General features: G+C 67.3%; 25 protein-coding genes and 1 pseudogene. 18 read left to right on the forward strand and 8 right to left on the reverse strand.

Annotated elements, in window-relative coordinates:
* Positions 1-2 precede the first annotated feature (2 nt).
* The gene (locus tag ABFX18_RS06870; RefSeq protein ID WP_346057829.1) at positions 3-569 is read right to left on the reverse strand and encodes a thioesterase family protein; all 567 of its coding nucleotides are present in this window, start codon (positions 567-569) and stop codon (positions 3-5) included.
* A gap of 131 nt (positions 570-700) precedes the next feature.
* Between ABFX18_RS06870 and efp the strand changes: the two genes are divergently transcribed.
* Positions 701-1,264, forward strand: coding sequence for an elongation factor P (gene efp / locus ABFX18_RS06875; protein WP_090148613.1), 564 nt, complete (start codon positions 701-703; stop codon positions 1,262-1,264).
* 6 nt (positions 1,265-1,270) lie between these two features.
* A complete protein-coding gene (gene nusB, locus ABFX18_RS06880; RefSeq protein WP_090148616.1) occupies positions 1,271-1,687 on the forward strand; it encodes a transcription antitermination factor NusB in 417 nt (138 codons plus the stop codon).
* 108 nt (positions 1,688-1,795) lie between these two features.
* Here nusB and ABFX18_RS06885 read toward each other — a convergent pair whose 3' ends face one another.
* Complete coding sequence (locus ABFX18_RS06885) at positions 1,796-2,626, reverse strand: endonuclease domain-containing protein (protein WP_346057830.1); 831 nt, start codon at positions 2,624-2,626, stop codon at positions 1,796-1,798.
* Between the two features lie 311 nt (positions 2,627-2,937).
* On the opposite strand from ABFX18_RS06885, the gene pyrR reads away from it, so the two are divergent.
* The 9 genes from pyrR to ABFX18_RS06930 all read left to right on the forward strand — a co-directional run bounded on the left by pyrR (position 2,938) and on the right by ABFX18_RS06930 (position 13,849).
* On the forward strand, positions 2,938-3,546 hold the full coding sequence (gene pyrR / locus ABFX18_RS06890) for a bifunctional pyr operon transcriptional regulator/uracil phosphoribosyltransferase PyrR (protein WP_211648242.1): 609 nt from the start codon (positions 2,938-2,940) through the stop codon (positions 3,544-3,546).
* Positions 3,543-4,514, forward strand: coding sequence for an aspartate carbamoyltransferase catalytic subunit (locus ABFX18_RS06895; protein WP_346057831.1), 972 nt, complete (start codon positions 3,543-3,545; stop codon positions 4,512-4,514). Before pyrR ends, ABFX18_RS06895 begins: the two co-directional genes overlap by 4 nt.
* Positions 4,511-5,911 carry a dihydroorotase gene (locus ABFX18_RS06900; RefSeq protein ID WP_346057832.1) on the forward strand — a complete coding sequence of 467 codons (1,401 nt, stop codon included), beginning with the start codon at positions 4,511-4,513 and terminating at the stop codon, positions 5,909-5,911. The genes ABFX18_RS06895 and ABFX18_RS06900 overlap by 4 nt, the downstream gene beginning before the upstream one ends.
* Positions 5,908-6,462, forward strand: coding sequence for a PH-like domain-containing protein (locus tag ABFX18_RS06905; protein ID WP_346057833.1), 555 nt, complete (start codon positions 5,908-5,910; stop codon positions 6,460-6,462). The genes ABFX18_RS06900 and ABFX18_RS06905 overlap by 4 nt, the downstream gene beginning before the upstream one ends.
* Positions 6,463-6,497: 35 nt before the next feature.
* Complete coding sequence (gene carA, locus ABFX18_RS06910) at positions 6,498-7,703, forward strand: glutamine-hydrolyzing carbamoyl-phosphate synthase small subunit (RefSeq protein ID WP_346058015.1); 1,206 nt, start codon at positions 6,498-6,500, stop codon at positions 7,701-7,703.
* 4 nt (positions 7,704-7,707) lie between these two features.
* Positions 7,708-10,998: a carbamoyl-phosphate synthase large subunit gene (carB, locus tag ABFX18_RS06915; RefSeq protein ID WP_346057834.1), complete on the forward strand. Its 3,291-nt coding sequence runs from the start codon at positions 7,708-7,710 to the stop codon at positions 10,996-10,998.
* On the forward strand, positions 10,995-11,864 hold the full coding sequence (gene pyrF / locus ABFX18_RS06920) for an orotidine-5'-phosphate decarboxylase (protein WP_346057835.1): 870 nt from the start codon (positions 10,995-10,997) through the stop codon (positions 11,862-11,864). Before carB ends, pyrF begins: the two co-directional genes overlap by 4 nt.
* 71 nt (positions 11,865-11,935) lie before the next feature.
* Positions 11,936-12,820 (forward strand): guanylate kinase, encoded by an 885-nt coding sequence (gmk, locus tag ABFX18_RS06925; protein ID WP_200330954.1) that lies wholly within the window; start codon positions 11,936-11,938, stop codon positions 12,818-12,820.
* A gap of 27 nt (positions 12,821-12,847) precedes the next feature.
* Positions 12,848-13,849, forward strand: a complete 1,002-nt coding sequence (locus tag ABFX18_RS06930) for a DMT family transporter (RefSeq protein WP_336661945.1) — start codon at positions 12,848-12,850, stop codon at positions 13,847-13,849.
* Here ABFX18_RS06930 and ABFX18_RS06935 read toward each other — a convergent pair.
* Entirely contained in the window at positions 13,846-14,496 is a 651-nt protein-coding gene (locus tag ABFX18_RS06935) for a DNA-3-methyladenine glycosylase (RefSeq protein WP_428833640.1), read from the reverse strand. The genes ABFX18_RS06930 and ABFX18_RS06935 overlap by 4 nt on opposite strands.
* A 177-nt stretch (positions 14,497-14,673) precedes the next feature.
* Here ABFX18_RS06935 and ABFX18_RS06940 point away from each other — a divergent pair, with 177 nt between their 5' ends.
* Entirely contained in the window at positions 14,674-15,243 is a 570-nt protein-coding gene (locus ABFX18_RS06940; protein WP_346057837.1) for a DUF308 domain-containing protein, read from the forward strand.
* Between the two features lie 15 nt (positions 15,244-15,258).
* On the opposite strand, the gene ABFX18_RS06945 is transcribed toward ABFX18_RS06940, so the two are convergent.
* Positions 15,259-15,798, reverse strand: coding sequence for a YaeQ family protein (locus tag ABFX18_RS06945; RefSeq protein WP_346057838.1), 540 nt, complete (start codon positions 15,796-15,798; stop codon positions 15,259-15,261).
* A gap of 11 nt (positions 15,799-15,809) precedes the next feature.
* Positions 15,810-18,296: an ATP-dependent DNA ligase gene (locus tag ABFX18_RS06950; RefSeq protein WP_346057839.1), complete on the reverse strand. Its 2,487-nt coding sequence runs from the start codon at positions 18,294-18,296 to the stop codon at positions 15,810-15,812.
* Between the two features lie 69 nt (positions 18,297-18,365).
* Here ABFX18_RS06950 and ku point away from each other — a divergent pair, with 69 nt between their 5' ends.
* From ku to ABFX18_RS06965, 3 genes are all read left to right on the forward strand, one after another.
* Positions 18,366-19,391, forward strand: coding sequence for a non-homologous end joining protein Ku (ku, locus tag ABFX18_RS06955; protein WP_211648254.1), 1,026 nt, complete (start codon positions 18,366-18,368; stop codon positions 19,389-19,391).
* A gap of 95 nt (positions 19,392-19,486) precedes the next feature.
* On the forward strand, positions 19,487-20,032 hold the full coding sequence (locus tag ABFX18_RS06960) for a PadR family transcriptional regulator (RefSeq protein WP_090148643.1): 546 nt from the start codon (positions 19,487-19,489) through the stop codon (positions 20,030-20,032).
* A gap of 5 nt (positions 20,033-20,037) precedes the next feature.
* Positions 20,038-21,738, forward strand: coding sequence for an ABC1 kinase family protein (locus ABFX18_RS06965; protein WP_346057840.1), 1,701 nt, complete (start codon positions 20,038-20,040; stop codon positions 21,736-21,738).
* Here the strand turns inward: ABFX18_RS06965 and ABFX18_RS06970 are convergent.
* On the reverse strand, positions 21,735-22,895 hold the full coding sequence (locus ABFX18_RS06970; protein WP_346057841.1) for a Cmx/CmrA family chloramphenicol efflux MFS transporter: 1,161 nt from the start codon (positions 22,893-22,895) through the stop codon (positions 21,735-21,737). The two genes, ABFX18_RS06965 and ABFX18_RS06970, sit on opposite strands and share 4 nt — an antisense overlap.
* A gap of 237 nt (positions 22,896-23,132) precedes the next feature.
* On the opposite strand from ABFX18_RS06970, the pseudogene ABFX18_RS14250 reads away from it, so the two are divergent.
* The 3 genes and pseudogenes from ABFX18_RS14250 to ABFX18_RS06980 all read left to right on the forward strand — a co-directional run.
* A pseudogene (locus ABFX18_RS14250) lies at positions 23,133-23,396 on the forward strand (phosphatase PAP2 family protein); the annotation flags it as partial.
* 56 nt (positions 23,397-23,452) lie between these two features.
* Complete coding sequence (locus ABFX18_RS06975; protein WP_090148654.1) at positions 23,453-23,866, forward strand: Rid family hydrolase; 414 nt, start codon at positions 23,453-23,455, stop codon at positions 23,864-23,866.
* Between the two features lie 105 nt (positions 23,867-23,971).
* Entirely contained in the window at positions 23,972-24,391 is a 420-nt protein-coding gene (locus ABFX18_RS06980) for an arsenate reductase ArsC (RefSeq protein WP_090148656.1), read from the forward strand.
* 46 nt (positions 24,392-24,437) lie between these two features.
* Here the strand turns inward: ABFX18_RS06980 and ABFX18_RS06985 are convergent, their stop codons facing one another.
* Complete coding sequence (locus ABFX18_RS06985) at positions 24,438-25,019, reverse strand: DapH/DapD/GlmU-related protein (protein WP_090148659.1); 582 nt, start codon at positions 25,017-25,019, stop codon at positions 24,438-24,440.
* The gene (locus tag ABFX18_RS06990; RefSeq protein WP_346057842.1) at positions 25,016-25,939 is read right to left on the reverse strand and encodes an MmyB family transcriptional regulator; all 924 of its coding nucleotides are present in this window, start codon (positions 25,937-25,939) and stop codon (positions 25,016-25,018) included. The genes ABFX18_RS06985 and ABFX18_RS06990 overlap by 4 nt, the downstream gene beginning before the upstream one ends.
* Positions 25,940-25,998 lie beyond the last annotated feature (59 nt).

Here is a 25,998-nt window from a genome sequence, read left to right on the forward strand (position 1 = left end):
CGCTACTCCCAGACGCTGATGGCGTCGATGCGAGTGGACGGAAGTCGCGTGGATCGCCCCCAGGCGAGCACGTCATCGGGGACGATGAGCTTGCTCGGGTCGGCTCCGCTCTTCTCGATGATCTCGGCGACGGGCACGACGCCGCCCGATCGGCGAAGGATCCGGGCACGCACTACGGCCCGAGCATGAATGTCGGGCCGGCGCTGCGCGTCGGGACGGACGAAGCGCTGCTCCATGTACACCGCCTGGTCATCGAAGCCGAGAATGCGCGACTCGATCCAGAACCGCTGCCACGGGTTCAGCGACTTGCGGTACGAGATCGTCTGCCCGACGACCACCGGGTACCAGCGTTCGCGCGCGAACAGCTGCCAGACCCCGTTGCGCTGGATCAGATCGAAGCGTGCGACGTCCATGATCGAGAGGTACTTGCCGTTGTTCATATGGCGGAGGATGTCGAGGTCGGTGGGCCAGACGCGGAAACGCGAACGCGAGACGCCCTCGAAGCCGAGCTTCGGGCCGCGCCGACCCACGAACCACTGGTGCCAGAGCGTGCGGAAGAACATGTGCATGGGGGAGAGCTTAGAGGGATCGTCAAGCTTGAAACCTCGCCATTGTGCAAAGCATGCAAAAAGCGCGGCATGTATGCTGGTTCGGCGCGTATTCAGGCGCTCGAACTTTATAGAATCCGGAGAATCACTGCATGGCCAGTACGAACGACATCAAGAACGGCACCGTCATCAAAGAGAACGGCCAGCTCTGGAGCGTGGTCGAGTTCCAGCACGTGAAGCCGGGCAAGGGCGGCGCGTTCGTTCGCACGAAGCAGAAGAACGTCGTCTCGGGCAAGATCATCGACAAGACCTACAACGCTGGTGCGAAGATCGAGACCGCGAACGTCGACCGTCGTGATTACCAGTACCTGTACCAGGATGGCGCAGACTACGTCTTCATGGACCAGTCCGACTACGATCAGCTCACCGTTTCCGGCGCCGTCGTCGGCGACGCCGCGAAGTTCATGCTCGAGAACCTTCAGGTGCAGATCGCGCTGCACGAGGGCGACCCGCTGTACCTCGAGCTCCCGTCGTCGGTGGTGCTCGAAGTGACGTACACCGAGCCGGGTCTGCAGGGCGATCGCTCGACCGGCGGAACGAAGCCCGCCACTGTCGAGACCGGTGCAGAGATCCAGGTCCCGCTGTTCCTCGAGACCGGCACGAAGGTCAAGGTCGACACCCGCACGGGTGACTACCTCGGCCGTGTCAACGACTAGTCCTCGGTGTCTGCACGTACTAAGGCGCGCAAGCGCGCCCTCGACATGTTGTACCAGGCCGACCTGCGTGACGAGTCGATCGCGGTGATCGTGAACGCCGAGGCGCAGCGCGCGTCGAGCGAACCCGATCGCGCCGCATCCTGGCTCTACGCGCGTGAGATCGTCGACGGGGTCACCGATCATCGTGATCGCATCGATGAGCTCATCATGAGTTACGCCCAGGGGTGGACGCTCGAGCGCATGCCGCACGTCGACCGTGCGCTGCTGCGGCTCGCATCCTGGGAGATCCTCTTCAACGAGGAGGTGCCGGCGGCGGTCGCCATCGACGAGGCGGTGGAACTCGCCAAGGAGTACTCGACCGACGATTCGGGTCGCTTCGTCAACGGCGTGCTCGGCAAGATCGCGGATCACGCCGACGCCTGACGCCCGACGCCGCGCTGCGCAAGATTTCCGCGTTCCGCAAGCTATCGTTCAACGCAGCGAGCTTGCAGAACGCGGATTCCTCGCGTCCGGAGGGTCGCGCGCCCGCCGTCAGTGCGCCGCGGCGCGGTGAAGGCCCTGCGCAATCGCCTCCACGAGCAGGTGCTGGACTGCGGGCCAGTCATCGATTACCTGGAAGTACCCCACTCGGATGACCGTGTATCCGAGCAATCGGAGCTGGGCGTCGTGCTCGTTGTCGCGGGTCCGCTGCGGTCCGACGTGAGTGCCGCCGTCGATCTGGAGTACGAGGCGATCCCCGAACAGGAGATCGACGCGATGTCCCGCGATCCAGGCTTGCGAGACGCACCGGACGCGAAGCCACTTGGTGCGCAGCCGCACATAGGTTTCGAGCCCTGAATCAGCGAACGGGTCGAGGGCGGCGAGCACCGCGCGCGCCGACCCCCGCAGGGGGAGACGCGCCATTCGCTGCCTCGTGATGATCCCGCGGGTGGCGGCCGAGTCCCAGACGGCCACCGCGTCTTCGAACGGCAGGCAATGCGCCACGAGGTCGAGCGCGTTCTCGATGGGATCTTCGAGCGAGTGCGGTTCGCGTTGCAGCAGGGGCGCCCGCCAATGGAGGACAGTGCTCCCGGCATCGGTTCTCCCGGGTACGCGCACGGCCGCATGCGACCGATCGTGGTGAGGCACCCACAGGCCTCGCCGTTTCGCCTGGGATACGCAACTGATGATGACGCCATGAGTCGCGGCGTAGACGAGTGCCGGATCGGCATCTCGGCGCGCAAGCCAACCCTTCTTCGGCCGAGTGAGCAGCCCTGCACCGACGGCTCGGTCCAGCTGATGCCGCGACCAGCCGGCGTTGAGCAGCAGCGACGAGCGTGTCACGCCGCCCGCGGGAAGTCGTGGAGTGTCTGAACGAGGCATCTGCACAGTTTGTGCGTTCGCGCGCGCCGAGCGACGTCGGGCCCCGAACTCTGGGGATGAGCTCTCGCGTCCGGGGCATTCAGGCATGTGGGGGCGACGAACCGCGGGAACGGTTCGCGCTGCTATCCGCGTGTGGCAAGCAAGTGACCACCCACCCGTCCGTGCGGAACGCTGATGGTGCGTGCACTGCACAACGCCGAGGGTCGACTGATGCCGCAGAGACGAAGCACCGCCTCGCATGCGATAGACTGGAGCGGTTGCAAGCTTTTCTTTAAGTTCCGTCCCGTGAGGCGGGGAAGGGGGGCTCGGTTATGGGAACGCGAACAGTACTCGAACGTGCTGAGATCTCGCGCGCGCTGACTCGAATCTCGCACGAAATCATCGAAGCGAACAAGGGCGTCGACGGGCTCGTTCTCGTCGGCATTCCGACTCGCGGAAGTCTGCTCGCCAGGCGCATCGGCGACATCATCTCGCGCATCGAGGGCCATGACGTGCCCGTCGGCAGCCTCGACGTCACGATGTACCGCGACGACCTCGCCCAGCATCCCACGCGGGCCCCGCGCCCGACGGAGATGCCGGCGGCGGGCGTCGACGGAGCGACGGTGGTGCTCGTCGACGACGTGCTCTACTCCGGTCGCACCGTGCGCGCCGCGCTCGACGCGCTGAACGACCACGGCCGCCCGCAGGCCGTGCGCCTCGCGGCGCTCATCGATCGCGGCCACCGCGAGCTTCCGATCCGCGCCGATTACATCGGCAAGAATCTGCCGAGCGCGAAGCACGAGCGCATCGCGGTGCGCCTCGAAGAGCACGACGGGAGCGACGAGGTCACGATCACCTCGGAGGACCGAGTCGACGTCCACGCGAGCGGCGACGCCCATGCCAGCGCCGAGCCCGGAGCGAGCACGGAGCCGATCGCATGAGGCACCTGCTCGATACGCGCAGCCTCTCTCGGGATGAGGCGATCCTGATCCTCGACACCGCTGAGGAGATGGCGGCGACGCAGCAGCGTGAGACCAAGAAGCTGCCGACGCTGCGGGGCAAGACCGTGGTGAACCTCTTCTTCGAGGATTCGACGCGCACACGCATATCGTTCGAAGCGGCGGCGAAGCGGCTCAGCGCCGACGTCATCAACTTCAGCGCGAAGGGTTCTTCCGTCTCGAAGGGGGAGTCGCTGAAAGACACTGCGCAGACGCTGCAGGCGATCGGCGCTGATGGCGTCGTCATCCGCCACCCCGCTTCCGGCGCCCCCGCCAAGCTCGCCGCGAGCAACTGGATCGATGCCGGCGTGCTGAATGCGGGCGATGGCACGCACGAGCATCCGACGCAGGCACTGCTCGACGCGTTCACGATGCGGCGCCGCCTCTTCGGTGCGTCGCAGAGCGGTGAGGCGAGCCGCGGCCGCGACCTCGACGGCGTCTCCGTGGTGATCGTGGGAGACATCGCCCATTCCCGAGTGGCGCGATCGAATCTCTGGCTGCTCAACGCCCTCGGCGCGCACGTGAGCTTCGTCGCTCCCGAGACGCTTCTGCCCTACGGCGCCCGCACGTGGCCGGTCACCGTCCATCACTCCTTCGATACGGCCCTGCGCGAGGAGCAGCCGGACGTCGTGATGATGCTCCGCATCCAGAGCGAGCGCATGCACGCGGCGTTCTTCCCGAATGAGCGCGAGTACGCCCGCGTGTGGGGACTCGACGACACCCGGCTCTCCGGTCTGCAGGATCGCGCGATCGTGATGCATCCGGGCCCCATGAACCGAGGCCTCGAGATCTCCTCCGGCGCCGCCGACTCGCACCGTTCGACGGTGCTCGAGCAGGTGGCGAACGGCGTCTCCGTGCGGATGGCGGCACTGTATCTTCTACTTTCCGGCGAGCGAACGGAGCAAGCATGACGCACACGAACCCGGCGAACGGGATTCTCATCCGCGGGGCGCGCCTCGCCGCGGCGCTGACCGAGCGTGGGCAGCAGGTGAGTGACGCCGCCGCTGTCGATCTGCGCATCGCGGACGGCGTGATCGTCGAGCGCGCGACGCAGGCGGCCGGCGGGCTCGCACCGCGAGACGCGGAGCGCGTCATCGAAGCCGACGGATTCGTCGCGCTGACGGGCCTGGTCGACCTGCACACGCATCTTCGTGAGCCGGGTTTCGAGCAGTCGGAGACCGTGCTCACGGGCACGCGCGCCGCCGCGGCAGGCGGATTCACGAGCGTCTTCGCAATGGCGAACACGCTGCCGGTGCAGGACACGGCGGGCGTGGTCGAGCAGGTGCAGGCGCTCGGAGACGCGGCGGGATACGCGACGGTGCGCCCGATCGGCGCCGTGACGGAAGATCTGTCGGGCGAGCGTCTCAGCGAGATCGGCGCGATGGCCGATTCGCGTGCCGCGGTGCGGGTCTTCTCCGACGACGGCAAGTGCGTGCACGATCCGCTGCTCATGCGACGGGCGCTCGAGTACGTGAAGACCTTCGACGGCGTCATCGCCCAGCACGCGCAGGATCCGCGTCTCACCGAAGGCGCCCAGATGAACGAAGGGGCACTCTCGAGCGAACTCGGTCTCAAGGGGTGGCCGGCGGTCGCCGAAGAGTCGATCATCGCGCGAGACGTGCTCCTCGCCGAGCACATCGGCGCGCGGCTCCACATCTGCCATCTCTCGACCGCCGGGTCGGTCGAGGTGATCCGCTGGGCCAAGGCCCGCGGAGTGCAGGTCACCGCCGAGGTCACGCCGCACCACCTGATCCTCACCGAGGAACTCGCTCGCAGCTACGACGCGCGCTACAAGGTGAACCCTCCCCTCCGTCGGGAGGAGGATGTGCTTGCCCTCCGCGCTGCGGTCGCCGACGGCATCATCGACATCATCGCGACCGATCACGCCCCGCACCCCGTCGAAGCGAAGGACTGCGAATGGGATGCCGCGGCCTTCGGCATGGTTGGCCTCGAGTCGGCGCTGCCGATCGCGCTGCTCACACTCGTGCAGGAGGCCAACGCGAGCTGGGCCGAGCTCGAAGCGCTGCTCTCGCAGCGTCCGGCGGAGATCGGACGCCTCCAGGGGCACCCGACGGCGATCGAGGTCGGGCAGCCAGCCGATATCGTGCTCGTCGACCCGTCCGGCATGAGTACGTTCTCGGCCGACCATCTGCGCGGCCAGAGCGTGAACTCGCCGTTCCTCGGCATGGAACTGCCCGGGCGGGTGGCATACACTCTGCGACGCGGGTACCTCACGGTGGACGACGGTCGGGTGGTGGCGCCGGAGACCGTCGCTGCTGCCGCACACCAGCTCGGAGGCGTGAAGTGAGCCGCACCGGCTTCGCCTTCCTGATGATCGCCATCGCCGCGCTCGTACTGCTGGCGATGTGGCTCGGCTGGCGCGGTCGAGCACGTCGGCACCGCGCCTTCGCCGAGCACGGCGATGCTCTCGTGGGAATGGTGCTCGGCACCTTCCCGGGAGTCAGCTACGTCTCGACGACGCCGGTCGGCGCACCGCTCGATCGTCTGTCGATCCCGGGCTTGCAGTTCAAGGGTTTCGCCGACCTCACACTGCGCACCGACGGCGCCACCATCGCCGTCACCGGCGAGCCGGAGGTGCACCTGCCGGCCGAGCGGCTGCTCGGCAGCGGCGTCGCAAGTCGACGAGTCGGGAAGGCCGTCGAGCGCGACGGCCTCTCGCTCCTCCAGTGGCGCGCGGCCGACGGGTCGGAGGTCGAGTCGAGCTTCAGGTTCTCGCAGGCCGCCGACCAGTTGAGGTTCGCCGATGCCGTCGCCCAGATCATCCCCGCCGGTGAGACTCCGCTCGCCACCGGCCCGCACACCCATTCCACTTCCCACACCACCCAGGAGGATGCGTGACTACGAACACGACCGAAGCGACGGCGAACGACGCCGTGGCGCCCCAGGGCGTCACCGCGCCCCCGGCTGCTGCAGTGCCGACGGGCAAGGCAGTGCTGGTACTCGAAGACGGGCGACGATACCTGGGGCGCGCATACGGGGCGACCGGACGCACGCTCGGCGAGGTCGTCTTCTCGACCGGAATGACCGGGTATCAGGAGACGCTGACCGACCCCTCCTACGCGGGGCAGATCGTGCTCATGACGGCCCCGCACATCGGCAACACCGGCGCGAACGACGACGACATGGAGTCGCGCAAGATCTGGGTCGCCGGATTCATCGTGCGCGATCCCGCGCGCCGCGTGTCGAACTTCCGAGCCGAGCGCTCACTCGACGAGGACCTCGTCGAGGACGGAGTCGTCGGCATCTCGGGCGTGGACACGCGCGCGATCACCCGTCACATCCGATCCGCGGGCGCGATGCGCGCCGGGGTGTTCTCCGGCGCCGACTTCGATCTCTCCGATGATGAGCAGCTCGCGCTGGTGCGCGCGCAGGAACCGATGGCCGGCAAGAACCTGTCGGAGCTCGTCACGACGCCCCAGCGCTACGACGTACCGGCCGCAGCAGGGGTGGATCGCGTCGGATCGATCGCGGTGCTCGATCTCGGCATCAAGCGCGCGACCGTGCACTACCTCTCCGAGCACGGCTTCGACGTGACGGTGCTGCCGGCATCGACGTCGCTCGAGGAGATCCGCGCGATCGCTCCCGACGCGCTCTTCTACTCGAACGGACCGGGCGACCCCGCCGCGAGCGATCTGCAGGTGGACGTGCTCCGGGAGCTGCTGCGCGACGGGGTGCCCTACTTCGGCATCTGCTTCGGCAACCAGCTGCTGGGCCGTGCGCTGGGGTTCGGCACCTACAAGCTGCCCTTCGGTCATCGCGGCATCAACCAGCCCGTCCTCGACAAGCGCACCGGTCGCGTCGAGATCACCGCTCAGAACCACGGCTTCGCCGTCGATGCCCCCATCGAGGGCGAGATCGACGCGCCTGAGGGCTTCGGCCGCGTGCAGGTGAGCCACTTCAGCCTGAACGATCAGGTCGTCGAGGGGCTCGAATGCCTCGACATCCCGGCGTTCTCGGTGCAGTACCACCCGGAGGCGGCCGCGGGCCCGCACGACGCCTTCTACCTCTTCAACCGTTTCCGCGAGCTGGTCTCGAGCCGCTCCACCCGTTCGACCGGCGCACACGCCCAGGAGGCCTGACCCGATGCCCAAGCGTTCAGACATCAACTCAGTACTCGTCATCGGCTCAGGCCCGATCGTCATCGGTCAGGCGGTCGAGTTCGACTACTCCGGCACCCAGGCCTGCCGCGTGCTCCGCGAGGAGGGCGTGCGCGTCATCCTCGTGAACTCGAACCCGGCGACGATCATGACGGACCCCGACTTCGCCGATGCCACCTACGTGGAGCCCATCACTCCTGAGGTGATCGAATCGATCATCATCAAGGAGCGCCCCGACGCGATCCTGCCGACGCTGGGCGGCCAGACCGCGCTCAACGCCGCGATCCAGTTGCACGATCTCGGGATCCTCGAGAAGCACGGCGTCGAACTCATCGGGGCGAAGGTCGAGGCGATCCAGCGCGGTGAGGATCGGCAGATCTTCAAGGACCTCGTCATCGAGTCGGGGGCAGAGGTTGCGCGCTCCCACATCGCGCACACGCTCGAAGAAGCGAAGGAGTTCGCGAAGGATCTCGGGTACCCGCTGGTCGTGCGCCCGTCGTACACGATGGGCGGCCTCGGTTCAGGCTTCGCCTACACCGAAGAGGACCTCATCCGCATCGCGGGCGACGGCCTGCACTACAGCCCCACCAGCGAAGTGCTGCTCGAAGAGTCGATCCTCGGCTGGAAGGAGTACGAGCTCGAGCTCATGCGCGATACGGCCGACAACACGGTCGTCGTGTGCTCCATCGAGAACGTCGATGCCGTGGGCGTGCACACCGGCGACTCGATCACCGTCGCACCCGCGCTCACGCTGACCGACCGCGAGTACCAGAAGCTGCGGGACATCGGCATCGACATCATCCGTCGCGTCGGCGTCGACACCGGCGGCTGCAACATCCAGTACGCCGTCGACCCCGCGACGGGCCGCATCATCGTCATCGAGATGAACCCGCGCGTCTCCCGCTCCTCGGCGCTCGCGTCGAAGGCCACGGGATTCCCGATCGCGAAGATCGCCGCGAAGCTCGCCCTCGGGTACCGTCTCGATGAGATCCCGAACGACATCACGCAGAAGACGCCGGCGAGTTTCGAGCCGTCGATCGACTACGTCGTGGTGAAGACGCCGCGCTTCGCATTCGAGAAGTTCCCGGCCGCCGACGACACTCTCACGACGACCATGAAGTCGGTGGGCGAGTCCATGGCGATCGGCCGCAACTTCACCACGGCGCTGCAGAAGTCGCTGCGCTCGCTGGAGAAGCGCGGTTCCTCGTTCCACTGGGGGGATGAGTCGCGCACCGTCGATGACATTCTCGAGACGATCAAGCGCCCGACCGACGGCCGCATCGTCGACGTGCAGCAGGCGCTGCGGCTCGGCGCGACCATCGAGCAGGTCTTCGAGTCGACCTCGATCGATCCCTGGTTCCTCGACCAGATCCAGCTGATCAACGAGGTCGCCGAGATGGTGCAGCGCTCACCGCAGCTCACACTCGACGTGCTGCGAGAGGCGAAGGATCACGGCTTCTCCGACGTGCAGATCGCGTCGCTTCGCGGTGTCTCCGAGTCGGAGATCCGAGGCCTGCGCCATGGACTCGGACTGCGCCCCGTGTTCAAGACCGTCGATACCTGCGCGGGCGAGTTCCCCGCGCTGACGCCGTATCACTACTCGTCCTACGACTTCGAGACCGAGGTCGCGGCGAGCGATCGCAAGAAGATCGTCATTCTCGGCTCGGGGCCCAACCGCATCGGGCAGGGGGTCGAGTTCGACTACTCCTGCGTGCACGCCTCGTTCGCGCTCTCCGAAGCCGGGTACGAGACGATCATGATCAACTGCAATCCCGAGACCGTGTCGACCGACTACGACACCTCGGATCGCCTCTACTTCGAGCCGCTGACGCTCGAGGACGTGCTCGAGGTCATCCACGCCGAGCAGGCGTCCGGAGAACTGCTCGGCGTGGTCGTGCAGCTCGGGGGCCAGACGGCGCTGGGTCTCGCGCAGCCGCTCAAGGACGCGGGGATCCCGATCCTCGGCACGACCCCCGAAGCGATCGATCTCGCGGAGGAGCGCGGCGCGTTCTCCCGCATCCTCGACCGCGCCGGTCTGCTCGCGCCGCGCAACGGCACCGCGATCGACGAGGAGGGGGCGATCCGCATCGCCGAGGAGATCGGGTACCCCGTGCTCGTGCGCCCGTCGTTCGTGCTCGGCGGCCGCGGCATGGAGATCGTGTACGACACCGAATCGCTCCGCGGGTACTTCGGCCGGATCGAGGGCCACGCTCTTGTCGGACCGGGCCATCCGCTGCTCGTGGATCGGTTTTTGGACGACGCGATCGAGATCGATGTCGACGCGCTCTTCGACGGAGAGCAATTGTACGTCGGCGGGGTGATGGAGCACATCGAGGAGGCCGGCGTGCACTCGGGAGACTCCAGCTGCACGCTGCCTCCCGTGACGCTCGGCCACGACCAGATCGCGCGCGTGCGCGAGGCGACGCTCGGCATCGCCGAGGGTATCGGCGTGCGCGGGCTGCTCAACGTGCAGTTCGCCATTGGCCAGGGCGTGCTGTACGTGCTCGAGGCGAACCCGCGCGCATCGCGCACCGTGCCCTTCGTCTCGAAGGCGCTCGGCATTCCGCTGGCGAAGGCCGCCTCGCGGGTCATGGCCGGCGAGACGATCGCCGAACTGATCGAATCGGGCCTGCTGCCCGAGCGCGACGGTTCGCGCGCGCCCATCGACGCGCCCATCGCGGTCAAGGAGGCGGTGCTGCCGTTCAAGCGCTTCCGCACGCACGAGGGACTGGTGGTCGATTCGCTGCTCGGACCCGAGATGCGCTCGACGGGAGAGGTCATGGGCATGGACCGCGACTTCCCGACAGCGTTCGCGAAGAGCCAGGCCGCTGCGGGCAGTGCACTGCCCGAGAGCGGGACGGTGTTCCTCTCGGTCGCCGATCGTGACAAGCGCTCGATCGTGCTGCCAGCGCTCCGACTGCAGGAGCTCGGCTACCGCATCCTGGCCACGCAGGGCACCCAGGTGGTGCTCGGCCGCAACGGCATCGCCTCTGAGGTCGTGCGCAAGCACAGCGCGGTCGCCGAGGGCGACACGATCGTCGATCTCATCAACCGCGGCGAGATCGACATGATCATCAATACGCCGTCGGGCAGCTCAGCCCGGGCCGACGGGTATGAGATCCGTGCGGCGGCGGTGGCGGCGGACAAGCCGATCTTCACCACCGTCTCGGAGCTCTCAGCTGCGGTCGGGGCGATCTCCGCGCAGCGGAGCGGGTTCGATGTGAAGTCGCTGCAGGAGTACCAGATCGACCGCGACGCCGCTCTGGCCGCTCGATGACGCACCGTTCGTTCGGAGACCGGCTCGCGGCGGAGTTCGCCGCGGGCCGGCACCTGTGCGCCGGCATCGACCCGCACGGCCCGCTGCTCGCTGACTGGGGAGTCGGTGACGACGCCGCAGGCGCCGAGCGCATGGGGCGCGACGTCGTTGCGGCAGCCGCCGGCGTCGCCGCCTGCGTGAAGCCGCAGATCGCGTTCTTCGAGCGCTTCGGCTCCGCGGGGTTCGCGGCACTCGAGCGCGTATTCGAGGACGCGCGAGCCGCCGGCCTGCTCGTGGTGGCCGACGTGAAGCGCGGCGACATCGGCTCGAGCTTCGCGGCGTACGGCGACGCCTGGCTGGCACCGGGGTCGCCGCTCGAGGCGGACGCCATGACGGTGGTCGCGTATCAGGGGTTCGGGACGCTCACGTCGGCGCTCGAACGCGTGGAGCGCGACGGGAAGGGCCTGTTCGTGCTCGCAGCCACCTCGAACGCGGAGGCGGCTGAGGTGCAGCAGGCCCGACGCGCCGATGGTCGCAGCGTCGCTGCGGCCATGGTGGAAGACGCGACGGCTTGGAACGCAGCGCACTGCGGCGAAGGGGGAGTGGGCAGTGTCGGCGTCGTGCTCGGCGCGACGCTCGATCTCGCAGCGTTCGGAATCGATACGACTGAGCGCCCAACGGGACCGGCGCTCCCCGTCCTCGCACCCGGATTCGGGCATCAGGGGGCACGTATCGAAGAAGCCGGCGCCATCTTCGGGGGCATCGAGCACGCGCTCCTCGCAAACGAGTCGCGCAGCATACTGAACGGGGGGCCGAACGGGCTGAGCGAGCGGATTCGCGAGCGTGCAGCAGCGGTTCGCTTCGCATTGAGCGGCGAACCAGCCTAGGCTATGACGCATTGCGCACTGGACGCACATGTAGACGACGAGGGAGTGACACGGTGACGACTGCTCGGACGATGCCAGAGGTGGATCGTGTGGCGGCGAACCGTGCTGCGATCGCAGCACGACAGGCGCGTGCCGACTTGAAACGGCGACTGCGTTCGGGCGAGGTCTCGCCGTTCCGCGTGCTCGAGCAATCCCGCCTCCCCGACACACCGGCTGCGTCGCTGCGCATCACCGATTTCCTGCTGTCGTTCCCGGCCATCGGCTCGGTCAAAGCCGAACGTGTGCGGGAAGAACTGGGCATCTCCGAACGCAAGCGGCTCGGAGGCCTCGGCAAACTGCAGCGCGACCGTCTCGAGTCGTTCGTGCGGGAACGCACGGGCAGCGGCCGCATCGGGCCCAGGCCGCCGCTGACCGTGCTCGCGGGGCCGACGGCGGTCGGCAAGGGGACCGTCGCCACCTACATTCGCGAGCACTACCCAGAGGTGCAGCTCTCCGTCTCCGCGACGACGCGTGCTCCTCGCCCGGGTGAGGAGCACGGCAGGCATTACTTCTTCGTCGATGACGAAGGCTTCGATCGGATGCTCGCCGCAGACGAACTGCTCGAGTGGGCGACGGTGCACAATCAGTCGCGTTACGGCACCCCGCGGCGACCGGTGCTCGAGGCCGCCGAGCGCGGAGCGCTCATGCTGCTCGAGATCGATCTGCAGGGGGCGCGACAGGTGCGCGCGAGCATGCCCGAGGCTCGACTCGTGTTTCTCGCTCCTCCCAGCTGGGACGAGCTCGTCGAGCGTCTGGTGGGGCGCGGCACCGAAGACGAGGCGGAGCGAGAGCGGCGCCTCGAAACCGCGAAGGTGGAGCTCGCCGCGGCCGACGAATTCGACGAGGTGATCGTCAACGATGAAGTGCCGCGCGCTGCGGCGCGTCTCGTCGAACTGATGCGCGGCGACGACGGATAACCGACGCGCAAGCGCTAGGGTGGACCTGTGCATTCGAGCCTGATTGACATCGCCCGGCACATGGGGGGTCTCGGTCTCACCGACGCAGTCTCCGAAATGACCTCGCTCGACCCGAGGCAGTTCATCGGCATTCCGCTCGCCCTCGTCGGTGCCGCACTGCTCGCATTCGGAGCGCAGTATCAGTCGCGCGGTCTGAACAAGGTCGAGCGGATCACCGGGCAGAGCGCCGGCGCGGGGCTGTCGTTGCATCACGTCGCGAGCCTCCTCCGACGCCCGTCCTGGGTCGTCGGAACTCTCCTGCTCGGCCTCGCGGTCGTGTTCCAGATCGGATCGCTCTCGCTTTCCCCGCTGATCATCGTGCAGCCCATCGGCGTGGTCGGGCTCGTGATCACGTCGATCCTCAATTCGCGCGTCAGCGGCGTGAAGCTCGGGAAGCGCGTGAAATCGTCGATCGGCCTCGCCGTGCTCGGCATCGTCGTCTTCGTGAGCATCGCGGCCTTCACCGCCTCGGATCAGCCCGTGACCGACAGCAAGCTCATCGAGATCCTCATCACATTCGGGGTGGTGTTCGGGGTCATCGCCGTGCTCACCATCATCTTCCGCCACCGAGGCGTCGCGCTCATCTACATCGTGGGAGCCGGGGTGCTCTACGGATTCGTGGCGACATTCGCGAAGTCCGTGATCGGACGGCTGCAGCAGGGCGAGTTCGAATGGCTCACCTGGGCCTGCGTGGCCGCCCTGCTCGCGGGTGCGCTGCTGGGCCTCGTCTTCGTGCAGAACGCCTACTCATCGGGGCCGCCCGATCTCGTCGTCGCGGGACTCACGGTGATCGATCCGATCGTCGCGGTGCTCATCGGCATCGTCGTGCTCGACGAAGCGGCCGGGGCGCCCGGCTGGGCCATCGTCGCGTTCATCGCATCCGGTGCCGTGGCCATCATCGGCGTCGTCGGGCTCGCGAAGTTCCACCCCCAGACCGGCGCGTCAGCGCTCGCAGCACTGGTGAAGCCCGACCCGGACGAGACGCGCTAGAGCGGTCTCGTCGGTTTCGGCGCGCCTCTGCCCGGTCGAAACGCGGAGACGGTGGGGTCCCCGGGAAGCCAGAATCGCCAGGGGAAGTCAGGACCGCCGGCATCGCCGGCGACGCCGACGCGCGGTCCGGCGGCTATCTCGGGTGCCGGGTGCTCGGGGAGTTCGAGGCTGAACGGGTCTGCGAAGAGCTGCAGGCCGTCGTGCGACTCACGGCGAATGCCGAGCGCCTGGGCGACATTGCCCGGTCCGCGTGCGAGATGCACGGGTCGAATCTCCGCTCCCGGTCGTCGGGCTGTGCGTCGCTGCGCGGCGAGTTGCGCGCCGGCGACGACTTCCCCGGCGCGCACGAGCACTCCGGAGGCCATGCCCTCCGGAGAGCACACGAGGTTCAGCGCGAAGTGCATGCCGTAGCTGAAGTACACATACGCGTGCGCCGGTGGGCCGAACATCGAAGCGTTGCGCTCCGTGCGCCCGTTTCTCGCGTGCGAACCGGCATCGTGCACTCCAGGCATTCCCGAACCGTGATACGCCTCCACCTCGGTGATTCGAATCGTCACCGAACCGTCGGCGGAGTGCGCGCTCAGCCGGGCGCCGAGCACCTGCGGGGCGACCTCGAGGGCCGGCCGGGAGAAGTCTTCACGAATCATCATCACCATTCTGCCGTTGCCGCCTCCCGCTGCGCGACGGCCTACGCCGCTGGCGATCACCGACGATATGCCTGGAGAATCCGAAGGCGGGCGACGTACAGTGGAGTGATGGGTGCGGTTCCGGCACGAGCTCCGGTGGCCGCCCGCTCACACACTCAGTCGATCTCGGAGGTCTCCGTGTCCCAGCCCCACATGCCAGTGCCGATGGGCGCAGGTTCGAGCGGGCCGGGCAGCGCCCGCCGCGCCTCTCCGAAGGGAACGGTCATCGCGATCGGTGCGATCGTGGCGCTCATCGGGCTCGGCCTCGTCGTCTGGCCCTTCTTCTCGGCGAGCTGGATCCTCGTCGTGCTCTTCGGATCCGCTCTGATCGCCAATGGTACGGTCCTGCTCGCCCGCGGCGGCACGATCGGCGGCATTCTGCTGATCGTCGCGGGCGTGGTCGCGATGGCCTTCACCGGCGCCACGGCCCGCGCGCTCGTCAGTTTCGCCGGGTTCGGCATGATCGCCTTCGGAGCGCTCTGGCTCGCCGTCGGAATGAAGTTCGCGCGGAGTCGCCCGAGCATCGGCATCGTGCCCGGCGCCGTGCTCGTCGTCGGCGGCGTTCTCGCGCTGATCTGGCCGGGCGTGGCGCTCTCGATCGCTGCGGTCGTCGGCGGAATCGTGCTGACCGCTGTCGGCGTCGCCGTCATCTGGGGTGCGTCGAAGCCGAGACGGGTCGACCCGGGCTCCGCGACGATCATCATCTGAGCGCGCGGGAGTCGTCTATTCGAGGCGGTGCGCCACGATGGATCCTGCGATGTTCACACCGTTCAGGTCGAGATACACCTGGCCCTCGGTGCGCGACACCGTCAGCGTGTTCCGTCGTTCGAGCGCCGAGACCGATTCGGAGACGAGGGCGGGGTCCACGGCGAAGAGATCGATCGCATCGCCGCGATGGATGGTCTTGCCTCGCCAGTTCGCAAGCACCTTCTCGGGATCGCGATGCGTGTAGACGACCGCGCGCTCCGCCGATTTGCTCCCGCCGTGCACGCGCGCGGCGTCGGGCGCTCCGACCTCGATCCATGCGGAAAGCGCACCCGTGAGATCCCGCACGAGCACCGCCGGTTCGTCGGTGGTCGACACGCCACCGCCGAATACGATCCCTTCGGTGTACTCCATGCAGTACGCCACGATGCGCGTCATCATGAATGACTCGGTCTCAGAGGGATGCCGCGCGACGCGGAGTGTGAACTGCTCGTAGACGCTCCGATCTACGTCGGCCAGGTCCACCTCGAACGTGTGCATCGTCGATCCCATTGCCATAACGTACGAGTCTACGGGTCGGCGACGAACTCCGATGCGTCGCGGTCGTGCCGCCATCCTCGCCAGACCGCGTGACGGAGACGTCCCTCGGGCGTGCGCTCCCTGTAGGTCACCTCTCCGACAGACTCCGGTGCGACCCAGTGCGCTTCGCGGCGAGCGTCGCCCGGCACGTCGATCGCCGGGTCCCGTCGTTCGCTCGCCTCGAGCCGCCGTCGCGCGCGGCGACGCTCGGCGGCGGTGAATCCACTCGCGACGCGGCCGGCGTACTGCAGACCCCCCGCTTCCGGAACGGCGATGAGGAGCGACGCGAAGCCCGTCGGGTCGGCTTCGCTCTCCCGCCACCCGATGACGACGACCTCGGCGGTCTCGAAGAGCGGCACCTTGAGCCAGTCCTGCGATCTCGTCGAGGTCCGGTACGGGCTCGAACGTCGTTTCGCGATGACACCCTCGAGGCCGAATTGCTCGCTCGCGCGCAGCGCAGCGCCTGCGTCCCCGTCGAACGCCGGCGGTACCGACACGACGACGGCGTCAGCCTGGTCCTCCGCGGCATCGGGTTCGGGGCCGAGCGCGTCGATGAGCAGTTCACGACGCGCCTCGTAGGGGAGCGTGCGGCTGTCGGTGCCGTTGATCGCGAGCACGTCGAAGGCGAGATACCGCGTCGGCGCCGAGCGCCGCGCCCTTGCGATCTCGCGAGCGCCCGTCAGGCCCATGCGCTCCTGCAGTTTCGAGAAACTCGGCGCCCCGCTGGTGCCCAGAGCCACGATTTCTCCGTCGATGACGGCTGAGTCGGCCCCGACGGTGTCGGCGACCGCGAGGAGCTCCGGAAAGCTCTCGGTGACGTCCCGTCCGGAACGGCTGGTGATGGTCACGTCACCGCCATCGATCGTGACGATGGCTCGCATCCCGTCCCACTTCATCTCGAACGACCAGTCGTCGGCGTCGAGGCGGTCGAGTTCGGCGGCAGAGGATCGCGTGGCGAGCATGGGATGCACCGCGGTGGGCAGCGGGGCGCTGACGGGGGCGCGACGCTGCGTCGGACGGGGTTTCGCCGATCCTGTGTCTGCCTTCAGATGGATCATCCACTGCGGGGGATCGAGTTGCGTGCGGAACAGCACGTAGGTGCGCGTACCGCCGATGCCCGTTGCCGCAGTGCCAGTGAGGGTCGCGATCACTTCGTCGTCTCGCCACTTCTCGAGGACGAAGGTTCCGGAGTCCCAGATTCGAACGGTGCCCGCCCCGTACTCGCCTTTCGGGATCGTGCCTTCGAAGTGCCGGTACTCCATCGGATGATCCTCGGTCGGCACCGCGAGGTGGTTCTGCTTCGGGTCGGTCGGCACTCCCTTCGGGAGCGCCCAGCTCACCAGCACGCCGTCGTGCTCGAGGCGGAAGTCGAAGTGCAGGCGCCTGGCCTCGTGACGCTGGATGACGAAGACCGATGCACCGGCGTCGTCCCCGGTGTCGCCGCGTGCTGCGCGCTCCTGCCGCTCGCCTCGGCGCACCGCTTCCGGTACGGGTTCAGGTGTGCGCTTCGCGTCTCGTTTCGAACGGTACAGCTCGAGACGCTCGGATGTGCGCACCGAGGAACTCGACCGGGTGAGGTCCGCCAGCGGGTCGCCCCGCCGTTCGACGCGATCGAGCACCTCCCGGAAGTCGAGGTGGCGCAGGTGCGGCGACGCGAGCTCGCGCCACGTGCGCGGCGCGGCGACCATGGGCCGGGCGCGTCCGCGGAGCGAATACGGTGCGATCGTGGTCTTATTGGCGTTGTTCTGACTCCAATCGACGAAGACCTTGCCGCGGCGCAGGTCCCGCTTCATGCTGCTGATGATCTCATCGGGATGATCCTTCTCGAGCGCGCGCGCGAGCTCGCGCGCCACGGCGGAGACATCCTCCGAGGTCTGCGTGCCATCCAGCGGCGCGTACACGTGTATTCCTTTGCTGCCGCTGGTGACGGGCACCGCATCGAGCCCCATCCCGGCGAGGATATCGCGGGCGAGAACAGCCACCCGTGCGCACTGCCGCAGATCGACTCCCGGGCCGGGATCGAGATCGAGCACCATGCGGTCGGGGTCGCTCCGGGTGCTCGGCCCTTCGCCGCGCGGAGAGGAGGAAGTCGAGGTGAACCTCCACTGGGGCACATGGATCTCAAGTGCTGCGAGCTGGGTCAGCCAGACGAGCGTCGATTCGTCGTTCACGAGCGGATACGCGTTGCGGTGGTCCCGATGATCGATGCTGCCAGTCGCCACCCAGGAGGGAGCGTCTTCGCCGATGTCTTTCTGGAAGAAGCTGCCGGCGTCGCCGTTCTCGCCCACGCCGTCCGGCCATCGCTTGCGCGTCGCCGCGCGGTCGCGGCAGTGAGGGATCATCGTCTCCGCGATCGCGCTGACGTACCCGAGCACTTCGCCCTTCGTCGTGCCGCTCGCCGGATACAGCACCTTGTCGAGGTTCGACAACCGAATCGAGCGCCCGTCGATGCGCACGGTGTGCTGTGCAGCGGCCATGGCTACAGCATTCCTCCGCCGAGGCACAAGGCGTAGCCCGTTGACACTCGATTCGGCTCTACTGTACGTATGAGAGCCATATGGACCGGGGCGATCACCTTCGGGCTCGTCAATGTTCCGGTGAAACTGTTCAGTGCGACCGAGGATCACGACGTGGAACTGCACCAGGTGCACGCGCGTGACGGCGGGCGCATCCGCTATCAACGGCGCTGCGAGGTATGCGGCGAGACCGTCGAGTACGCCGATATCAATCGCGCTTATGTCGAGGACGATGAGACGGTGGTCCTGACGAAGGACGAGCTCGATGCGATCCCGCAGGAGCGCAACCGCGAGATCTCGGTCGTCGAGTTCGTGCCCACCGACCAGCTCGACCCCATCATGTTCGAGAAGAGCTACTTTCTGAGACCCGCCGGAAAGTCGTCGAAGGCCTACGTGCTCCTGCGGCGCACGCTCGAGCAGACCGATCGCACTGCGATCGTGCAGTTCGCGCTGCGTCAGAAGACCCGCATCGCCGCTCTCCGAGTCCGCGACGATGTGCTCGTCGTGCAGAATCTGCTCTGGCCCGATGAGGTTCGAGAAGCCGACTTCCCGGAGCTCGACGAGCGGGTCCGCATCACGGCGAAAGAGCTGCAGCTGTCTGCAGCGCTCGTGAAGAGCTTCTCAGGAGACTTCGACGCCACCGACTTTCACGATGAGTATCAGGAAGAGCTGCGAAAACTCGTCCAGGCGAAGCTGGCCGAGGGAGACGCGCTGGATACCGATGCCACGTTCGGCACTTCTGAGGACGACGAGGGGAGCGACGCGGAGGTCATCGACCTCATGGCCGCGCTGAAGGAGAGCGTGCAGCGCTCACGGGCGTCGAAGAAGCGCGGACGCGGCGGGGCGGCCGGCGCGAAATCGAGTGGTGGGGCGGCCGGTGCCGGTGCGAAAGCCGGCGGTGGGGCGAAGAAGACGACGAGGAAGGCGACGCCGAAGCGGAGCGAGAGCAAGGCCACGACTGGAAAGCAGACCACGGCGAAGAAGCGGACCGAGAGAAAGAGCGCCCCGAAGAAGCGCACGTCGCCCCGGAAGTCGCCCAAGCGCGATGCGGCGTAGCCTGCGATGTGCAGCTTGACATGTATCGTTCAGCATGTCGGCGTATGTTGTTGACTATCGCTCACGAACGCCGCACGACAGACACGGAGGACGCCATGCATCAGTCATTCAACTCATTCGGATTCGGCTCTGGATCACCGGGGGAGTCGCTGTGGGAGGCGATGGATCAGCTCCGCACCGGGTTCGAGAAGCGCGCTGGATCACGCATGGCGCGCGGTGACGTGCGCGCCGCAGTGCTGTCGCTGCTCGCCGAGGAACCGATGCACGGCTACCAGATCATCCGCGAGATCGAGCAGCGCAGCGGCGGCTCCTGGAAGCCGAGCGCTGGATCGGTGTACCCGACGTTGCAGATGCTCGCCGATGAAGGCCTCATCTCCGCAGAGGAGTCGAACGGTCGCAAGACGTACGCGCTCACGGACGCGGGCGGCGAAGCCGTGGCCGCAGGCGAGGCGAAAGCTCCGTGGGACACGGCTTCGGAGAGCGCCCCCAAGCGCCACGGAGCCCTCGCGCAAGCAGGATTCGAACTGGCGCAGGCGGCGGCCCAGGTCGGTCGATCGGGGAGCACGGAACAGATCTCCGAAGCGGTCGAGGCGCTCGAAGAGACGCGTCGACGCCTGTACAGCATCCTCGCCCAGGGCTGAGCGGGGTGTCGTTCGACGCCTGGCGCGGCGACCTTCCGACCGAGATCGATCAGGTCCGCTATCGACGCATCCTCCGCTTCGCATCGCGGCATCTCGCTCACGCGTGGTGGTACGAGCTGGTGCTCCCGCGGATCGGCTTGCAGCGGATCACCGAGCGCACGCGCCCGCGCCGCATGCGCCGGTTCGCCCGGGCATTCCACGGCCTCGCCGTGGAGCTCGGCGGACTCATGATCAAGGTGGGTCAGTTCATGTCGTCTCGGCTCGACGTTCTTCCGCCCGAGATCACGGCTGAGCTGGAGGGACTGCAAGACGAGGTGCCTGCCGAGGCGTTCGCAGACATCCGCGATCTCGCGGAGCGGGAGCTCGGCGTGCCGCTCGCGACAGTGTTCGCGGAGGTCGAATCCGCGCCGCTCGCCGCAGCTTCGCTCGGCCAGGCCCACGCCGCGATCCTCGCCCCCGCCCTCGCAGCCGACGTCGGATTCTCCCGAGCCGTGCTCAAAGTGCAGCGTCCCGGGATCGACGGCATCGTCGCGGTCGACCTCGCGGCGCTCCGCAAAGTCGGTCGGTGGCTGAGTCACGTGCGGCTGGTCTCCCGCCGGGTCGATATGCCGGCGCTCGTCGAAGAGTTCGCAGTGACGAGTCTCGAGGAGATCGACTACCTGCAGGAGGCCGCCAATGCTGAGCGCTTCCGTCAGAACTTCGCGGCGCACGACGGCGTCGCCGTTCCCGAAGTCGTCTGGGAGCGGACGAGCCGACGCGTGCTCACGCTCGAAGATGTTTCTGCGATCAAGATCTCAGATGTCGACGCGCTCAGAGCGGCCGGCATCGACCCGCACGACGTCGCGCTGCGGTTCGCGACGGTGATGTTCGATCAGCTGTTCACGCATGCCTTCTTCCACGCCGACCCGCACCCGGGCAACGTCTTCGTCACACCGCGAGATGACGCTGAGCCGGGGGAGTGGCGACTGACGTTCATCGATTTCGGCATGATGGGCGAAGTGCCAGCGGGAACGCGCGGCGCTCTGCGATCACTGCTGATCGCAGCTGCGACGAGAGACGGTCGCGGACTCGTGGCAGCGATGCGCGAGGTGGGGGTGCTGCTGCCCAACGCCGACGCCTCCGAGCTCGAGCGGGCCATGACGCAGCTGTTCGCGCGATTCGGAGGTATGGGGTTCGCCGAACTCCGAGATGTCGACCCGCGCGAGTTCCGTGACTTCGGCCATCAGTTCAGCGATGTGATCCGCACGCTCCCGTTCCAGCTGCCCGAGAACTTTCTGCTCATCATCCGAGCGATCTCGCTCACGTCGGGCGTCTGCAGCACCCTCGACCCGAAGTTCAATCTCTGGGATGCCATCGAGCCCTACGCGCAACAGCTCATCCGTGAGGAGCGCGGCAACGTCATCGCGGATGCTGCGAGTCGTGCGCTGGACGCAGCACGCGCCTTCATGCTGCTCCCCTCGAGAATCGGTACCACACTCGACCGGATCGACGGTGGCGACCTCGAAATACGCGCGCCGCAGCTCGAACAGCGCTTGACCCGCGCCGGAACGACCGGCCGGAGCCAGACGCCCGCCATACTGTTCGGGTCAGTCCTCATCAGCGGTGCGCTGATCCGCGACGCCGACGCTGCGCTGAGCACGGTTCTCCTCTTCGCATCGATCGTGCCGCTCGCATGGATGATCGGAAACGGTTTCAGGCGGCGCTAGAGGTCGAAGCGGCCGCGCGTCCACAGCAGGGAGATGACGAGGGCGCTGCCGGTCAGCGCTATGGCGATCCATACGGGACCAAGCGCGCCCGTCCCTGCCGCGAGCGCAGCGCCGCCGAGTATCGGTCCCGTTGCGGCACCGATATTCAGCGCTGCAGTCGCGTACGCGCCGCCCATCGTCGGCGCTTGCGCGGCCGCGGAGAGAACGCGCGCGATGACCGTACTGCCGACCGCGAACGAGAGCGCCCCCTGCGCGAGCACGAGAGACACCAGCACCACCGGGAGCGTGGCCATCGATGCCATGGCGACCCACCCGATCACCAGCAGCGGCCCGCCGATGGCGAGGACGGCACGGGGGCGCTGATCCGAGAAGCGTCCAGCGGTCACGACCCCGATGAACGATCCGATGCCGAACATCACGAGGGTGACGGGAACCCAGATCTCGGACAGCTGCGCCGTTTCCGTCACCAGGGGTGCGAGGAACGTGAGCACCGCAAACGTCGCACCATTGATCAACGCCCCGAGCACCATGGGCAGCAGGAGTCGCGGCGTCGACAGCAGGGCGAGCTCCGCCCGGAGGCTGGGCGAGATCGACGCAGCGGTGGGCTGCGGCGGGCGATTCGCGATCCCTCGCGCGACCCCCACGGCCGCGGGAGCGCAGAGGATGGCGACCGCCCAGAACGTCGCACGCCAGCCCAGTGCCGCGCCGAGCAGAGCTCCGGCGGGGACTCCGGCCACAGTCGCGATCGTTGTACCGGAGAGCAGGATCGATACGGCGCGTCCGGTGCGATGCTTCGGCACCAGCGCGGCAGTCGCGCCCAGCGCCACGGCGAGAAAGCCAGCGTTGGCGAGCGCGCTGAGTACTCGGGTGAGCACAAGCAGCGAGAAGTGCGGCGTCAACGCTCCGACGACATGGCACGTGGCGAAGGTGAGGAGGCAGACGAGCAGGGTGAGTCGAGGCGGCCAGCGGCGAGCCAGGGCTGCCATCAGCGGCGCGCCGATCACCATCCCGACTGCGAACGCGGAGGTCAGGAGGCCAGCAGTGCCGACTGGGATGTCGAGATCAGTCGCAATGGCGGGGAGCAACCCCGCCAGCATGAATTCTGAGGTGCCCATGACGAAGATGGCCAGGGCGAGCATGTAGAGAGCGAACGGCAATGAAGACTCCGAGGTGAGGGATCAAGAAATGGGCTTCTTGTCACCGCGGCCAGCGCCCCGGGGTCGAGCAGACATGCACCTGCGCGCAGCGTCGGCGTCGTTATTCGTGGTGCACGGGGCTGGCGGTGTGACCGGCAACCCCCGACTCATCCGATTTCGGGCTCGACATGTCTCAGACTCTACATGCGATGAACCGATACTCTTGACGGCCGTTCGTGCCAGGTCACCGACTACTCCTTCCCGTCGAATCACGCGACCCTCGCATTCGCCGCCGTATGGGTGATAGCGGTGGCAAGCGTCAGCGTGAGCAGCGCCTTGAGTGCGATAGCGATAGCCGCGGTAGTCTCAGCCGGGCGCCTTCTCGAGGGCGTCCACTACCTGCACGACGTTGCCGCTGGCGCCCTGGTCGGGATTGTCGTACCGGCGTGCAGCATCGGGGCGCGGTCACTCCTGCAGGGCGCCCGTGCGCGCACCGCGCATCGGCGTTTCGTCGTTCGCTGACGAGTGCTCAGACCTGCGAAGATGGGTCGAACCGTCTCCCACCCGAAAGGTCTGGCGTGCCCCGAGCAGTTACCCTGATCCGATCCTCCTCGCTCTCCGATGCCGCTGAGTACGCATACGCCGCGACCGCACCGGCAGATGCCCGATTGATCTTCCTCGCGGGTTCCTGCCCGCTGCAGGCGGACGGAACGACGGCAGGGATCGGTGACGTTGCGGCGCAGGCCGCCAAGTGCATCGAGAACATGCAGGTCGCGCTCGCCGAGGCCGGTGCAGATATTCGAGACGTGATCAGCACTCGCGTCCTGGTCGCTTCGGCGCAGCAGTCCGACCTGGTCGCGGCGTGGGAAGTCGTCCGTGACGCATTCGGAGACCATGATGTTCCGAGCACTCTTCTCGGCGTGACTGTTCTGGGCTACGACGATCAGCTCGTCGAGATCGAAGCGGTCGCGGCAGTTCAGGACGGATCCTGATCGTCTCCTCGGTACCGCACCGGCGGAGCCCGAAGACGCCGTGAACGACGCGCGCCGAGCGTATGCTCCGCCGTCTCCCACCTCCACTCGACCGAAGGCGCAAGCATGATTCACACCCCAGCGAAGCCATCCGTTCTGTTCGTGTGCGTGCACAACGCCGGGCGATCTCAGATGGCGGCCGCCTTCCTCGATCACCTCGCGCGCGGGCGCATCGAGGTGAGATCGGCTGGGTCTGCGCCCGCCGACTCCATCAACCCGGCGGCCGTTGCGGCGATGAGTGAAGTCGGTGTCGACATGTCGACGGCGACTCCGAAGGTGCTGACCCCCGAAGCGGTGCAGGAATCCGATGTCGTGATCACCATGGGCTGCGGGGACGCGTGTCCGATCTTTCCGGGCAAGCGCTATGAGGATTGGCAGCTCGACGATCCCGCAGGCCGCGGAATCGAGGCGGTGCGCCCGATTCGGGATGAGATCCGCGCACGGATCGAAACCCTCATCGCCGAACTCCTCCCCAACGAGCGGTAGCGCTGCACAGCAGCACTGCCAACGGAGCTCGCGCGACCGGCACCCGCTACCCCTGCACGTACTCGTCGACGGCACGAACGACGCGCGCGGGGGAGCCCAGGGCGATGACTCCCGCGGGCACGTCGGCGGTCACCACAGAACCGGCGCCGATGACGGAATCGTCGCCGATCGAGACCCCTGGAAGGACCGTGACGTTGGCACCCAACCACACGTTCCTCCCGATGATGACGGGCGACGGGATCAGATCGCTGCGTCGACTGGGCGCCACGTCATGCTGCAGGGTCGCGATGACGACGTTGTGACCGATCAGGCAGTCATCTCCGATCGAAATCCCGCCCTGGTCCTGAAAACGGCAGCCCGAGTTGATGAACACGCGTTTGCCGAGCCTGATGTTCCTGCCGAAATCAGCGGTGAACGGCGGAAAGAGCGTCACGGTTTCGTCGATGGGCGATCCGGTCAGCTCGGCAAGCAGCGCTCTCACCCGCGCTGGAGGGTGGTAGCCGGTATTGAGCTCACCTGCGATGCGGAGGGACGCTTGACTGGCCTCATGCATGGCCGCGTGCCCGGGCGAACCGCCGGCGATGATCTCGCCCGAATCGAGCGCGTTGAGGAGTTCGTTCAGATTCATTCGGGGTCTCCAGACCAGTGAGCAGGTCTCTGCCCGGCGTCTGCGTCGCTGGGCGTTTGGGGAGCGGGAGGGACGGCGTTCCAATTCGAGAGGAGTTGCAGCCGCTCATCGGAAGCCGACCCGGGTTCTGCGGTGTAGACGATGAGGCTGAGGCCCTCGTCGGAGGTGACCGCGAGCTCTTCGTAGAGCAGTGTGAGCTCGCCGACGAGCGGATGGTGGAAGCGTTTGCTGCCGCTCCCATGGGTGCGCACGTCGTGCCTCGACCAGAGCTGGGCGAAGGCCTCGCTCCGCGTCGAGAGTTCTCCGACCAGGTCCTGCAGAGCTCGATCGTGCGGGTCGCGGCCGGCCTCGACGCGCATGATCCCGACACACATCTGTGCGAACAGGTCCCAGTCCGGATAGAAGTCGCGCGATGCCGGGTCGAGGAACTGGAAGCGCGCCAGATTCGGAGTTCGCCCGCCGGTTCCGATCACAGGTGAGTAGAACGCTGCGCCGAAGTCGTTCGTCGCGATGAGGTTCTGGTGACGGTCGCGGATGAAAGCGGGGCCGCCGGTGATCGCGTCGAGCGTGCGCTGGAGCGCGAGGCGAGCGGGTTGCTGCGCGGCGGTGTGCCTGCGCGGGCGTCCTGACGCCGGAATGCCGTCGGCCGCCCGAGCGAGATCGAGGAGATGCCTGCGTTCAGTGGCATCCAGCAGCAGGGCTTCGGCGAGTGACTCCAGCACGGCGGAGGACGCGCCGGCGATATCTCCACGTTCGAGCTTCGCGTAGTACTCGACGCTCACATCGGCGAGCATCGCCACTTCGGACCGGCGAAGCCCGGCGACTCGCCGATTCGACCCAGCCGTCAGCCCGACATCCGCAGGTGAGAGGCGTGCACGCCGCGACATGAGGAACTCGCGCACTTCGGCCTTGTTGTCCATACCGTCCACAGTAGGACGCCCGGACGCAGCGAAGGATGCACCAGTAGTACACCTCTCGC

The organism is Leucobacter alluvii, from assembly GCF_039530485.1.
In the GTDB taxonomy this organism is placed as follows: domain Bacteria; phylum Actinomycetota; class Actinomycetes; order Actinomycetales; family Microbacteriaceae; genus Leucobacter; species Leucobacter alluvii.